The organism is Mesorhizobium sp. M1A.F.Ca.ET.072.01.1.1, from assembly GCF_004023325.1.
Taxonomy (GTDB): domain Bacteria; phylum Pseudomonadota; class Alphaproteobacteria; order Rhizobiales; family Rhizobiaceae; genus Mesorhizobium.
In genome coordinates, this window is the sequence record NZ_RZSF01000044.1 from 17,878 (window position 1) to 31,071 (window position 13,194).

Sequence of the window (13,194 nt, forward strand, 5' to 3'; positions counted from 1 at the left end):
GCGGGATCATCGCTTCGGTCGCATCTTTTGCCGCAATTTGGGGGGTGCCGGCCGCCATTCGGTCAAAGCAAAACCGAACGGAAGCCGTTGCACGCTACCTGGAACTGCCTAGCGCAGGCTCTCCAGGTCGCGGATGCGCTTGGCGCCGGCGGCTTCGAGCTGCCTTGTAACCGCGCCGATCAGCGTTTCGGCGACGACAAAGAGGGCGGCGGACGAATCCCAGGCCGAAGGCACGGCGGTACGCCCGGCGATCACATGGCGGGCGAAGCGGGCGATCGGCGAGAGCCACTGATCGGTGAAGAGCACGATTTGGACGCCGCGCTGGTGCGCCTTCTCGGCAAAGCGGAGCAGACTTTCCTGGTAGCGCCTGATGTCGAAGATAACCAGCACGTCGCGCTTGCCCATGTCGATCAGCCGGTCGCGCCAGATGCTCTCCTGGCCCGCGAGGTGGTAGACGTCTGGCTGGATGATGGCGAGATGGGCTGCCATGTAGCGCGCGAGCGGATCGGTGAAGCGGCCGCCGATCAGAAAGGTCTTGCCGCGGCGCTCGGCAAGCCGTGCGGCAATGTCGGCCAACTGCTTGTCGGTAAGGTGCCGGAACGTCTCGCGCATGTTGTCGAGCGTCGCCTCCAGCATCGGCGAAACGGCGCCGCCATTGGCGGGCGACGCCGAGTTGAGCGTGCGAGAGGCCGGCGACTGCAATTGCGCGGCCAGTTCATCCTGCAGCGCCGACTGGAATTCGGGATAGTTCTGGAAACCCAACCTGGCGACGAAACGCAGAATCGTCGGTGAGGAGACTCCCGCCGCGGTCGAGAATTCGGCCACGGTCTTCAGCCCGGTCAGCGGATAGTTGGCAATCAGCGTCTGCGCGGCGCGGCGCTCGCCTGCCGGCATGGTGCCGATGCGGTCCGAAATCAGTTCGGCAATACTGGAGATCATCGTTTTCCCCACCCTTTGACCCGGTCGCCGCCGTTTTCGGAATTCCGCGTTTGACAAAGCCGCGTAAACTGTATGAAATCATTCACAGGGGCGCAATGAGGCAAATTACGTAACATAAGATACAGCGCTCCCGAGGGGACGGCAGTATGGAGAAAGCACGGCGCGCCAGCCTTGCACCGTCGGAGACCGTGAGGGTGACCAACCCCGGCGGCTCGAGCCCCTTCGTCCTCACCTGCGACCACGCCTCGAACTTTCTGCCCGCCGAATTCGGAACGCTCGGGCTGCCCGCCGAGGATCTCTCCCGGCATATCGCCTGGGATCCGGGCGCGCTGCCGGTCGCCAGACGCATGGCCGACGCGCTCGACGCCACGCTGGTCGAAACCCGCATCTCGCGCCTAGTGATCGACTGCAACCGCCCGCTCGACGCGCCGGACCTCGTGCCGCCGGTCAGCGAGACGACGGCCATTCCGGGCAATTCCAATCTCTCCGGCAAGCAGCGCGCGGAGCGGATCGATCTCGCGTGGCGTCCGTTCCACGACACGATCGCTGAGATCATCGAGCAGCGGCTGCGCTCGGGCAGGAAACGCGCCTGGTGTCGGTGCACTCCTTCACGCCGGTGTATAAGGGCAGGAGCCGTCCCTGGCATATCGGCATCATCCATGACGACGACCGCCGGCTGGCGGCGCCGCTGATATCGGCGCTCAAGCGGCTCTCCGGCGTCACCGTTGGCGTCAATGAACCCTATTCGCCGGCCGACCGCGTCTATTTCACGCTGGAACGGCACGCGCGCTCGCGCGGCCTTGCCTGCGCGATGATCGAAATCCGCAACGACGAGATCTCCGGCGAGACCGGGCAGCGGAAATGGGCGGATCTGCTCACAGGCATATTCTCGAATCTGGAGCCCGAGGAGGCCAGGGGCTCCCGACAACGCGCAATGGGAAAGTCAGTACAGTCGGCCAGCTAAGAAACCACAGGGGACTTCCAACATGGCAGCAAATGACTACACCGAAGTCGACAAGGCTGAGGACATACAAGTCCTCCACAGCATGGGCTATGCCCAGGAACTGGAGCGGCGCCTCAGCCGCTTCTCGAATTTCGCGGTTTCCTTCTCCATTATCTGCATCCTGTCCGGCGGCATCAACTCGCTGGCGCAGGCGACCTCCGGCGCCGGCGGCATCGGCATCGGCATCGGCTGGCTGGTGGGCTGCTTCGTGTCGCTCACCTTCGCGGTCGCCATGTCGCAGATCAGCTCGGCCTATCCGACGGCCGGCGGCCTCTATCACTGGGGCTCGATCCTCGGCAATCGCGGCACCGGCTGGGTTACCGCCTGGCTGAACCTGCTTGGCCTGATCACCGTGCTCGGCGCCATCAATGTCGGCACCTGGACTTTCTTCGTCGGCGCTTTCGGGCCGGCGCTGGGCATTCAAAACAACCTGACCACCCAGACGATCTTCCTGGTCATCATCACCGGCGCGCAGGCGCTAATCAACCATCTGGGCATCAAGCTGACGGCAAAGCTCACCGACTTTTCGGGCTATCTGATCTTCTTCGGCTCGATCCTGATCGCGGTGGTCTGCCTGCTCTCGGCCGAGACCTGGGACTTCAGCCGCCTCTTCACCTTCCACAACTACTCAGGCGATGCCGGAGGCGGCGTGTGGCCGCAGGTTTCGAACGCCTGGGTCTTCGCGCTTGGCCTCCTGCTGCCGATCTATACGATCACCGGCTATGACGCCTCGGCGCACACGTCGGAGGAAACCATCAAGGCGGCTTCTTCCGTGCCGCGCGCGATGGTCATGTCGGTCATCTGGTCGGCGCTGTTCGGCTACCTGTTCCTGGCTGCCTTCGTGCTGATGATCCCGAACATGGACGAGGCCGCCAAGCAGGGCTGGAACGTGTTCTTCTGGGCCTTCGACCAGCGCGTCGGAACCGGACTGAAGGAGTTCGTCTATCTCGTCGTGTTCCTGGCACAGCTGCTGTGCGGCCTTGCCACCGTCACTTCGGCCTCGCGCATGATCTTCGCCTTCTCGCGAGACGGCGGCCTGCCGGGCTCGGCAGCGCTTTCCAAGGTCAGCCCGACCTATCGCACGCCCGTGGCGGCGATCTGGACAGCCTCGATCCTGTCGGTGCTGTTCGTGTGGGGCTCGTCGGTGGTCTCGGTCGCCGGCACCTCGGCCTACACTATTGTGGTGTCCTGCACCGTCATCTTCTTGTTCCTCTCCTTCACCGTGCCGATCGTGCTCGGCATGATGGCCTGGGGGACGCCGAAGTGGGACAAGATGGGGCCGTGGAACATGGGCCGCGGCATCTTCATGCTGTTCGGTCTGCTCTCGATCGTGTCGATGATCCTGATCTTCGTCATCGGCATCCAGCCGCCGAACGACTGGGCGCTCTACATCACCGTCGGCTTCTTCATCCTGACGGCGGTCGTCTGGTTCGCCTTCGAGCGCAACCGCTTCCAGGGGCCGCCGCTCGGCGACATTATCGCGGCGCGCCAGGCGGCGATCAAGGCGGCAGAGCAGGCGGTCGGCGAGACCGGCCACTGATATCGAACATCATCGCCCTGGCCGGCGTCACGCCGGCCAGGGCTTCGTTTCTCCCTTTCAATCGACAAGTGTTGGAGTGCCAAAGGAATGGCCGGGAATTTCTCGTTCGATCAGTTGAAGAAAGCGGTCTCGAACGGCGAGGTCGACACGGTGCTGGCCTGCATCGTCGACATGCAGGGCCGGCTCGCGGGGAAGCGCTTCCTGGCCCAGTATTTCGTCGATTCCGCGCATGGCGAGACGCATGGCTGCAACTATCTGCTGGCCTGCGACATCGATATGGAGCCGGTGCCGGGCTACAAGGCGGCGAGCTGGTCGAAGGGTTATGGCGACTTCGTCATGAAACCCGACCTGTCGACCCTTCGGCGCGTCCCATGGCTGGAGAAGACGGCGCTGGTCATCTGCGACGTGCTCGATCATCACGACCATGAGGACCTCGCGCATTCGCCGCGCGCGATCCTGAAAAAGCAGGTCAAGCGTCTGAGCGAGCGCGGCTATATCGGCTACTTCGCCTCCGAGCTCGAATTCTACCTGTTCAGCGAAACCTATGAATCGGCGCGCAAGAAGCACTGGCAAGGGCTCGACAGCGCTTCGCCCTATATCGGCGACTACCAGATCGGCATCACCACCAAGGAAGAAGGCGTCATGCGCCGGCTCCGCAACGAGATGGAGGCAGCCGGTATCCCGATCGAAAATTCCAAGGGCGAATGGGGTCCCGGCCAGGAAGAGATCAATGTGCGCTATGCCGAAGCACTCGAGATGGCGGATCGCCACGTCATCCTGAAGAACGGCGCCAAGGAGATCGCCGATTCCGAAGGCAAGGCCATCTCCTTCATGGCCAAGTACAACTACGGGCTCGCCGGCAATTCCAGCCACATCCATAATTCGCTGTGGAGCGCCGACGGCGGGACGCCGCTGTTCTTCGACAAAAACGCCGAATGGACGCTGTCGAGCCTCGGCCAGCAATGGGCGGCCGGCCAGCTCAAATACGCCAAGGAGTTCACCTGGTTCCTGGCGCCGTACATCAACTCCTACAAGCGCTTCCAGGCCGGCACCTTCGCGCCGACCAAGATCATGTGGAGCGAGGACAACCGCACGGCGGGATTCCGGCTGTGCGGCGAGGGTACCAAAGGCATCCGCATGGAATGCCGCATCGGCGGCGCCGATCTCAACCCCTATCTCGCCTTCGCCGCGCTGATCGCGGCCGGTCTCGCCGGCATCGACGAGAAGCTGGAGCTGCAGAAGCCGTTTGTCGGCGACGCCTATCAGGCGTCGCAACTGCCGGAAATCCCGAAGACGCTGCGCGATGCCGCCGAGACGCTGGAAAGCTCCACGATGCTGAAGCAGGCCTTCGGCGAGGAGGTGATCGAGCACTATGTCCACACCGCCCGCTGGGAGCAGTTCGAATACGACCGCCGCATCACGGATTGGGAACTGCACCGGGGGTTTGAACGCTACTAAAGCTGTAGTCGAACGTTGACCGAACCTAACTAAAGCTGTAGTCTTGGCTGGTTGAGTTCGGGAGCGTGAGAATGGGAAAGTATTCGCCTTTGCGTTCGTATCTTATGGCTCAAACCGGCGAGCGGGTTCCGATGTCGTTCAGCGACATCGAGAAGCTGCTTGGCGAAAAGCTACCGGCGTCCAAGCAGTATCCGGCTTGGTGGAGCAATAACCCCAGCAACAATCCAATGACAAAGGAGTGGCTGGCCGCGGGGTTCCAGACTGAGTCCGTCAATATAGCGGGCGAAAAACTGGTCTTTCGGCGCGTTCAGCCAGGTTCCGGCACTTCAAAGGGGTTCGGCGAATCGGCTCAGGCCGAGATCGGCGGGACACCGACACGGCACCCGATCTTCGGCTGCATGAAGGGAACGCTTACTATCCTCCCAGAGGTCGATCTGACGGAGCCTGTCGAGCAGGATTGGGGCAAGGTCTATGAAGACTGAGAACCTTCTGTTGGACACTTGCGCGGTCATCTGGATCTCGCAGGACGAACCGATAGCCGATGCGGCGACAACGGCTATCAGCAAGGCTCCTCAGTCCGGCACGCTGAACGTATCGGTCATGTCGGCATGGGAGATGGGCATGCTGGTGTCGAAGGGCAGGTTGCCGTCCACGAAGACGCCCGACCGTTGGTTCGACGAGTTCGTTGAGGCGGCGGCCGTCACAGTGGAAGGGGTGACGCCACGTATTCTCATAGCGGCCTCCTACCTTCCAGGTGTCGTTCACAGCGATCCAATGGATCGAATTCTGATAGCGACCGCGCGGGAGCGCGATTTGACTATCGTAACCCGTGACAGGGCCATTTTGGCCTATGCCGCGCAGGGTCATGTCAGAGCCATCGCCTGCTGAAAGAGTCAATTTGGAGACGTCTTCTTGGATACCGTAAAACTCAAATCACCCATCGACGGCTCGATCTATGCCGAGCGGCCGGTCGCGACGGATCAGGCGATCAACGCGGCGGTAGAGCGCGCCAGGGCGGCGCAGGAGAAGTGGGCCGAGACACCGGTCGCGGAGCGCGGCAAGTACATGCTGGCAATGCTGGAAGCGCTGGTCGGCATCAGCGACGAGATCGTGCCCGAGATCGCCTGGCAGATGGGGCGGCCGGTGCGCTATGGCGGCGAGTTCGGCGGCGTCAAGGAACGCACCAGCTACATGGTCGAGATCGCGGAAGCCGCGCTGAAGCCGATCATGGCCTCCAATCCGAAGGACGGCTTTCGCCGCTATGTCAAGAAGGTGCCGCTCGGCGTCGTGCTGGTGATCGCGCCGTGGAACTATCCGTATCTCACCGCGGTCAACACGATCGTGCCGGCGCTGATGGCCGGAAGCGCGGTCATCCTCAAGCATGCGGCGCAGACGCTGCTGGTCGGCGAGCGCTTCCAGCAGGCGTTCGACAAGGCGGGCCTGCCGAAAGGCCTGTTCCAGAACCTGGTCATGAACCACGACCAGACCGAAAGGCTGCTCGGCTCGGGCAAGATCGATCATGTCAACTTCACCGGCTCGGTCGCCGGCGGCCGGGCCATCGAGAAAGCCGCGGCCGGCACCTTCATGACGCTCGGCCTCGAGCTCGGCGGCAAGGATCCGGCCTATGTCCTTCCCGACGCCAAAATGGACCATGCGGTCGCCAATCTGGTCGACGGCGCCTTCTACAATTCCGGCCAATGCTGCTGCGGCATCGAGCGCGTCTACGTGCACGAAAAGGTCTATGACGAGTTCGTCGAAGGTTTTGTCGCCGAGACCAGGAACTATGTCGTCGGCAATCCGCTGGAGCAGGCGACGACCATGGGTCCGATGGCGCAGGCACGCTTCGCCGACCTGATCCGCGAGCAAAAGGCAGAGGCGCTGCGCAAGGGCGCCAAGGCGCATATCGCCATGAAGGTGGAGAACGACAGGCCGGGCTCGCCCTATCTGGCGCCGGAAGTGCTGACCGGTGTCGACCACCAGATGAGCGTCATGCGCGAGGAAAGCTTCGGCCCGATCGTCGGCATCATGAAGGTGCGCGACGACGAGGAAGCCATCGCGCTGATGAACGACAGCCCCTATGGGCTGACGGCCTCGATCTGGACGCGCGACACCGAGCGCGCCGTGGCGATCGGCGACCGGGTCCAGACAGGCACCGTGTTCATGAACCGCTGCGACTATCTCGATCCGGCGCTAGTCTGGACCGGCGTCAAGGACACCGGCAAGGGCGCGGCGCTGTCCGCCATCGGCTACGACAATCTGACCCGGCCGAAATCCTACCACCTGCGCGAAGCGATCTGAATTCGAAAGACAATCCATGTCCAAGCTCACCTCCAAATGGAACTACCCCACCACCGTCCGCTTCGGCGCGGGGCGCATCAAGGAACTGCCGGACGCGCTGGCTGCGTCAGGCATCAAGCGCCCGCTTTTCGTCACCGACCCGGGCCTGGCGAAGCTGCCCGTCGTCGCTTCGACACTGAAGATCCTCGACGATGCCAAGGTGCCTTATGGCGTCTTTTCCGAGGTGAAGCCGAACCCGGTCGAGTCCAACCTGACCGCCGGCATCGCCGTGTTCAAGAAAGGCAAGCATGACGGGGTCGTCGCTTTCGGCGGCGGCTCGGCGCTCGACCTCGGCAAGCTGATCGCCTTCCAGGCCGGGCAGACGCGTCCGGTATGGGATTTCGAGGACATCGGCGACTGGTGGACGCGCGCCAACTCGGAGGCGATCGCGCCGATCATCGCGGTGCCGACCACGGCGGGCACCGGTTCCGAGGTCGGCCGCGCCGGCGTCATCACCAATGAAGAGACCCACACCAAGAAAGTCATTTTCCATCCGAAGCTTCTGCCGGCGATCGTGATTGCGGATCCGGAGCTGTCGGTCGGCATGCCGCCCTTCATCACGGCCGGCACCGGCATGGACGCGCTCGCCCACTGCCTCGAAGCCTATTGCGCGCCGGGCTATCATCCGATGGCCGACGGCATCGCCGTGGAAGGCATCCGGCTGGTGTTCGAAAACCTGCCCAAGGCCTTCGCCAACGGCAAGGATCTGGTCGCCCGCGCGAATATGATGAGCGCGGCCGCGATGGGCGCGGCCGCCTTCCAGAAGGGGCTGGGCGCCATCCACTCTCTGTCGCATCCGATCGGCGCGCTCTACGACACCCATCACGGCATGACCAATGCGGTGTTCATGCCCTATGTCCTCGCCTTCAACCGCGATGCGATCGAGGACCGCATCGCGCGGCTCGCCGCCTATTGCGGCATCAAGGGCGGCTTCGATGGCTTCGCAAAAGCCGTCATCAAATTGCGCAAGGAGCTCAAGGTGCCGCATGCGCTGCCCGGCCTGATCAAGGGCCTCGACATGGACAAGAACCGCAAGACACTGATCGCCGACATGGCGGTGGTCGATCCGACCGCCGGCGGCAATCCGGTCAAGCTCACCAAGAAAGGGGCGCTTGCTCTGCTCGAAAATGCCATCGTAGGGTCTGTGTAAACCAATTTGCAGCGGAAAGTTGATCTGGAAACGAGGGGAAAGGAAAGGGCAACGGGCGGAATGCAAGGAGGAGAATAATTAGCCGGAAAAAGAATCGCGAAGCGATTGCTACAGCCGGTTAAAGAGAGTTTACTTTTTCGTGTTGCGGGGTGCCGCTTTCACAAAGCTTTCATCTGGCTGTCACACGAAAACGATACCGCATCGCAGGCGTCCAATGGCGTCAGTTCAACGGAGAGAACACATGTTCAAATTCACGGGGAAAGTGCTTTCCCTTTCGGCCGCGGCGCTGTTTGCGTCGACGGTGATTTCGTCCGCCGACGCGATGGACGATCTCGTCAAGGCGGCGAAAGCCGAGGGCCAGCTCACCACCATCGCGCTGCCGCACGACTGGTGCGGCTACGGCGACGTCATCGCCGGCTTCAAGGCGAAGTATCCGGAGATCACCGTCAACGAGCTCAACCCGGATGCAGGCTCCGGCGATGAGATCGAGGCGATCAAAGCGAACAAGGACAACAAGGGCCCGCAGGCACCTGACGTCATCGACGTCGGCCTGTCCTTCGGTCCGTCCGCCAAGAAGGACGGCCTGATCCAGCCTTATAAAGTCTCGACCTGGGATTCCATTCCGGACAGCGCCAAGGACGCTGACGGCTACTGGACAGGCGACTATTATGGCGTGCTCTCGTTCCAGGTGAACAAGGATCTGGTCAAGGAATCGCCGACCGACTGGGCCGACCTGCTGAAGCCTGAATTCGCCAACTCGGTTGCCCTTGCCGGCGATCCGCGCGCTTCGAACCAGGCTATCCAGGCCGTCTACGCCGCCGGCCTTGCCAGCGGTGCTGCCGCTGGTGAAGCCGCGGGCACTGCCGGGCTCGAATTTTTCAAGAAGCTCAATGCCGCCGGCAACTTCGTGCCGGTCATAGGCAAGACCGCGACGCTCGCCCAGGGCCAGACGCCGATCCTCGTGACCTGGGACTACAACGCGCTCTCCGGTCGCGACACGCTGAAGGGCAATCCCCCCGTTGACGTCATTGTGCCGAAGACCGGCGTTGTCGCCGGCGTTTACGTGCAGGCGATCAGCGCTTACGCGCCGCATCCGAATGCGGCCAAGCTTTGGCTGGAATATCTCTACTCCGACGAAGGCCAGATCGGCTGGCTGAAGGGCTATTGCCACCCGATCCGCTTCAACGATCTCGCCAAGAACGGCAAGGTTCCGGCGGATATGCTGGCGAAGATGCCTCCGGCCGAGTCCTATACAGCCGCGGTGTTTCCGACGCTCGATGAACAGGGCATGGCAAAAGAAGCCATCACCAAGAACTGGGACGCCGTCGTCGGAGCCAATGTGAAGTAAGCATCAATACGGTCCGGGCGGCCCGATGGCCGCCCGGACTCCCTTTCCAAAACGGTAGCCGGCGCATGACCGATCTCTCGGTTTCCAATCAGGCAATTGCGGGCAAGGCCGCGCCCCCCGGCGAAGCGCGCGCAATGCGGCTGCCGACGCATTGGCTTGGCGTAACGCCGTTCTTCGTCTTCGCCGTCATGTTCCTGATCCTGCCCACGCTCTACTTGATGCTGGGCGCCTTCCAGAACGAGGCGGGCGAGTTCACGTTCGCCAACATCGTCGCGCTTTTTTCGGCCAACATCGTTGCCGCCTACTGGATTTCGATAAAGGTCAGCCTGGCGTCATCGCTGATCGGCGCCTTCGCCGGTCTTGCCATCGCCATCGCCATCGTGCGCGGGGGCCTGCCCAACTGGATACGGTCGGGGACGCTGACGTTTTCCGGTGTCGCGTCCAATTTCGCCGGAGTGCCGCTGGCTTTCGCCTTCATCGCGACGCTAGGCCGGCTGGGCCTCGTCACCGTGCTGCTCAACACGCTGGTCGGGTTCAACATCTATGCGCATGGCTTCAACCTGCTGTCGTTCTGGGGTCTGACGATCACCTATGTCTATTTCCAGATTCCGCTGATGGTGGTCATCATCGTGCCGGCGATCGACGGGCTAAAAAGGGAATGGGGCGAAGCCGCCGCCACGCTCGGCGCCACCCAGGCGCAATACTGGCGCTTGGTCGTCATCCCGGTGCTGTGGCCGAGCTTCCTCGGCACCGTCATCCTGCTCTTCGCCAATGCCTTCGGGGCGATCGCCACCGCCTATGCGCTGACCGGGTCCTCGCTCAATATCGTGCCGATCCTGCTCTACGCCCAGATCCGCGGCGACGTGCTGCACAATGCCCATCTCGGTTACGCGATCGCCTTCGGCATGATCGTCATCACCGGGCTTGCCAACATCTTCTACATCTGGTTCCGGACGCGCTCGGAGAGGTGGCTGAAATGAAATCCGGCAGGTTCTGGGCCTGGGTCGTCTTTGTCCTCGGCGCGGCGTATTTCTTCATCCCGCTGATCGCGACGATCGAGTTCTCGCTGCGCATGCGCCGCGGCGTCTATTCCCTGGACGCCTACAAGGTCGTGCTCGGCGACAGCCAGTTCCAGGCGACCTTCATGTTTTCGGTGGTCGTCGCCATCTTCACCATTCTCCTCGGCGTGCTGATCGTCGTGCCTACGGCCTACTGGATCCGCCTTCGCATGCCGCAGATCAGGCCGATCGTCGAGTTCATCACGCTGCTGCCGCTGGTGATCCCGGCCATCGTCATCGTCTTCGGCTATATCAGGATGTATGGGTCGAATTCGCCGCTGCCGTTCCTGGCAACCAATCCAGGCGCGAATGCTCTGCTGGTCATCGGCTATGCAACGCTTGCACTGCCATACATGTACCGCGCCGTCGACACCGGGCTTCGCACCATCGACGTGCGCACGTTGACGGAAGCGGCGCAGATCCTGGGCGCCGGCTGGGGCACGATCATCAGCCGCGTGATCCTGCCCAATGTGCTGATCGCGGTGCTTTCGGGCGCATTCCTGACCTTCGCCATCGTGATCGGCGAATTCACCATGGCCAGCCTGCTCAACCGGCCGGCATTCGGCCCGTATTTGCAGAATCTTGTGGCCAACCGCGCCTATGAGCCGGCGGCGCTGTCGATCATCGCGTTCGTCATAACCTGGGGCTGCATGTCGCTGATCCAGATCTTGTCCCGTTTCGCGCCGAAATCGGCGAACCGCCCCAATTGAGCGAAGTACCGACCGAAAGAAAAAGCCATGGCCGAGCCGTTCCTCTCCATCCAGCATGTGCGAAAGTCCTTCGGCGCCACAACCGTGGTCGAGGATTTCAACCTCGATGTCGCGCCGGGCGAATTCGTCTCCTTCCTCGGTCCGTCCGGCTGCGGCAAGACGACGGTGTTGCGCATGGTGGCCGGCTTCGAGGAGCCCTCGGCCGGCAAGATCGTGGTTAGCGGCAAGGACATCACCAGGCTGAAGCCCAACCAGCGCAATATCGGCATGGTGTTCCAGGCCTATGCGCTGTTTCCCAACCTCACTGTGGCGCAGAATATCGGGTTCGGACTGAAGGTGGCGGGCATGCCCAGGGCGGCCATCGATTCCCGTGTCGCGGAGATGCTCGACATCATCAGGCTGCCGCAGATGGCCGACCGCTATCCCTACCAGCTCTCCGGCGGCCAGCAGCAGCGCATCGCGCTGGCGCGCGCCATTGCGCCGAAGCCGAAGCTTTTGCTGCTCGACGAGCCGCTGTCGGCGCTGGACGCCAAAGTGCGCATTTCGCTGCGAGAGGAAATCCGCTCGATCCAGAAGAAGCTCGGCATAACCACCATCTTCGTGACGCATGACCAGGAAGAGGCGCTGTCGATCTCCGACCGCATCGCGGTCATGTATGGCGGCAAGGCCGAACAGGTCGGCACGCCGTTCGAGATCTACAACCGGCCGGCGACCAAGTTCGTTGCCAATTTCGTCGGCACGCTCAACGTGCTGGAAGGCAAGGTCACCGATGCCGCGTCCGGCAAGGTGCGGGTCAACACGCAGGAAGTCTCGCTGAAGGGCAAGCTCAACGGGTCGAAGTCCGGCGACACGCTGTCGCTGGCGCTGCGGCCCGAAGCGATTTCGCTCGGACGCCAGCCGGGCCACGACACCAGCCTTTCGGGCGAGATCGCCGAAGTGCATTTCCTCGGCTCGGTCATCCGGGTGCGCGTCGGCATCGGCGGCAACACGGTATCGCTCGACACCTTCAACAACTCGGCGACGCCGCCGCCTGTCGTCGGCGAGAAGGCGGACATCTCTTTCTCGTCGGGCGACATGCTGGTGCTGCACTAGGGTGAACAGTGAATAGTGAATAAGTGAATGGTAGTCAGCGAAGAGAGCACGTTACGTGCTCGAATTCTCTCTGATGATGCCCGCTCACCATTCGCCATTCACAATTCACCATTCGTTTTTTGCAGTGCCAAACGCCTGGTTCCATCGCTACGATGAGTCATGGCGCTTTTCGAGCTCACCCTCATTCTGCTTCTGATCGCCGTCGGGCTGACGGCGTTGTCGCGATGGCTGGGGATACCTTATCCCTCCCTGCTGGCCTTGGCCGGAGTGGGGATCGCCTTTCTGCCAGGTGCGCCGACCATCGAGATCGATCCGGAACTGGCGCTTGCCCTGTTCATCGCGCCGGTGCTTCTCGATGCCGCCTATGATACGTCGCTGCGCGACCTGAAGCGCTACCGGCTGTCGCTGGTGCTGCTGGCGTTGGGCGCGGTTGTCTTCACCACCGTGGTCGTCGCCTTCGTCGGCTGGAAGATGGCCGGTCTGCCGATCGCGGCGGCGATCGCGCTCGGCGCCATCGTCGCGCCGCCGGACGCCGTGGCGGCGAGCGCCGTGCTTGGCC

General features: G+C 62.6%; 12 protein-coding genes and 1 pseudogene. 12 read left to right on the top strand and 1 reads right to left on the bottom strand.

Going from position 1 to position 13,194, the window contains the following annotated elements; all coding sequences use genetic code 11:
- Window positions 1–108: 108 nt before the first annotated feature.
- Window positions 109–939, bottom strand: a complete 831-nt coding sequence (locus EOA32_RS09390; RefSeq protein ID WP_067002767.1) for a MurR/RpiR family transcriptional regulator — start codon at window positions 937–939, stop codon at window positions 109–111.
- 146 nt (window positions 940–1,085) lie between these two features.
- Here EOA32_RS09390 and EOA32_RS09395 point away from each other — a divergent pair.
- From EOA32_RS09395 to EOA32_RS09450, 12 genes and pseudogenes are all read left to right on the top strand, one after another.
- A pseudogene (locus EOA32_RS09395) lies at window positions 1,086–1,903 on the top strand (N-formylglutamate amidohydrolase).
- Window positions 1,904–1,925: 22 nt separating this feature from the next.
- On the top strand, window positions 1,926–3,482 hold the full coding sequence (locus tag EOA32_RS09400) for an amino acid permease (protein WP_128371566.1): 1,557 nt from the start codon (window positions 1,926–1,928) through the stop codon (window positions 3,480–3,482).
- Window positions 3,483–3,569: 87 nt separating this feature from the next.
- Complete coding sequence (locus EOA32_RS09405; protein ID WP_128371567.1) at window positions 3,570–4,940, top strand: glutamine synthetase family protein; 1,371 nt, start codon at window positions 3,570–3,572, stop codon at window positions 4,938–4,940.
- Between the two features lie 71 nt (window positions 4,941–5,011).
- Window positions 5,012–5,422 (top strand): hypothetical protein, encoded by a 411-nt coding sequence (locus EOA32_RS09410; RefSeq protein ID WP_095781101.1) that lies wholly within the window; start codon window positions 5,012–5,014, stop codon window positions 5,420–5,422.
- Window positions 5,412–5,828: a type II toxin-antitoxin system VapC family toxin gene (locus tag EOA32_RS09415; RefSeq protein ID WP_095781102.1), complete on the top strand. Its 417-nt coding sequence runs from the start codon at window positions 5,412–5,414 to the stop codon at window positions 5,826–5,828. Before EOA32_RS09410 ends, EOA32_RS09415 begins: the two co-directional genes overlap by 11 nt.
- 24 nt (window positions 5,829–5,852) lie before the next feature.
- A complete protein-coding gene (locus tag EOA32_RS09420; protein ID WP_067325854.1) occupies window positions 5,853–7,238 on the top strand; it encodes an aldehyde dehydrogenase family protein in 1,386 nt (461 codons plus the stop codon).
- 16 nt (window positions 7,239–7,254) lie between these two features.
- Window positions 7,255–8,427, top strand: a complete 1,173-nt coding sequence (locus tag EOA32_RS09425; RefSeq protein ID WP_128371568.1) for an iron-containing alcohol dehydrogenase — start codon at window positions 7,255–7,257, stop codon at window positions 8,425–8,427.
- A gap of 241 nt (window positions 8,428–8,668) precedes the next feature.
- On the top strand, window positions 8,669–9,775 hold the full coding sequence (locus EOA32_RS09430) for an ABC transporter substrate-binding protein (protein ID WP_128371569.1): 1,107 nt from the start codon (window positions 8,669–8,671) through the stop codon (window positions 9,773–9,775).
- A gap of 134 nt (window positions 9,776–9,909) precedes the next feature.
- Window positions 9,910–10,755, top strand: coding sequence for an ABC transporter permease subunit (locus tag EOA32_RS09435; protein ID WP_170950271.1), 846 nt, complete (start codon window positions 9,910–9,912; stop codon window positions 10,753–10,755).
- Window positions 10,752–11,543, top strand: coding sequence for an ABC transporter permease (locus EOA32_RS09440; protein ID WP_067002564.1), 792 nt, complete (start codon window positions 10,752–10,754; stop codon window positions 11,541–11,543). The genes EOA32_RS09435 and EOA32_RS09440 overlap by 4 nt, the downstream gene beginning before the upstream one ends.
- 27 nt (window positions 11,544–11,570) lie before the next feature.
- Window positions 11,571–12,635: an ABC transporter ATP-binding protein gene (locus EOA32_RS09445; protein WP_067325862.1), complete on the top strand. Its 1,065-nt coding sequence runs from the start codon at window positions 11,571–11,573 to the stop codon at window positions 12,633–12,635.
- Between the two features lie 159 nt (window positions 12,636–12,794).
- A partial coding sequence (locus tag EOA32_RS09450; protein WP_189407024.1) for a cation:proton antiporter occupies window positions 12,795–13,194 on the top strand: 400 nt, incomplete at its 3' end.

What these genes read in the sequence shown, in the direction of transcription:
- EOA32_RS09410 (WP_095781101.1), top strand. Translation starts at nt 5,012, where the DNA reads ATGGGAAAGTATTCGCCTTTGCGTTCGTATCTTATGGCTCAAACCGGC.
- EOA32_RS09405 (WP_128371567.1), top strand. Translation starts at nt 3,570, where the DNA reads ATGGCCGGGAATTTCTCGTTCGATCAGTTGAAGAAAGCGGTCTCGAAC.
- EOA32_RS09445 (WP_067325862.1), top strand. Translation starts at nt 11,571, where the DNA reads ATGGCCGAGCCGTTCCTCTCCATCCAGCATGTGCGAAAGTCCTTCGGC.
- EOA32_RS09440 (WP_067002564.1), top strand. Translation starts at nt 10,752, where the DNA reads ATGAAATCCGGCAGGTTCTGGGCCTGGGTCGTCTTTGTCCTCGGCGCG.
- EOA32_RS09400 (WP_128371566.1), top strand. Translation starts at nt 1,926, where the DNA reads ATGGCAGCAAATGACTACACCGAAGTCGACAAGGCTGAGGACATACAA.
- EOA32_RS09415 (WP_095781102.1), top strand. Translation starts at nt 5,412, where the DNA reads ATGAAGACTGAGAACCTTCTGTTGGACACTTGCGCGGTCATCTGGATC.
- EOA32_RS09435 (WP_170950271.1), top strand. Translation starts at nt 9,910, where the DNA reads ATGCGGCTGCCGACGCATTGGCTTGGCGTAACGCCGTTCTTCGTCTTC.
- EOA32_RS09390 (WP_067002767.1), bottom strand. Translation starts at nt 939, where the DNA reads ATGATCTCCAGTATTGCCGAACTGATTTCGGACCGCATCGGCACCATG.
- EOA32_RS09425 (WP_128371568.1), top strand. Translation starts at nt 7,255, where the DNA reads ATGTCCAAGCTCACCTCCAAATGGAACTACCCCACCACCGTCCGCTTC.
- EOA32_RS09430 (WP_128371569.1), top strand. Translation starts at nt 8,669, where the DNA reads ATGTTCAAATTCACGGGGAAAGTGCTTTCCCTTTCGGCCGCGGCGCTG.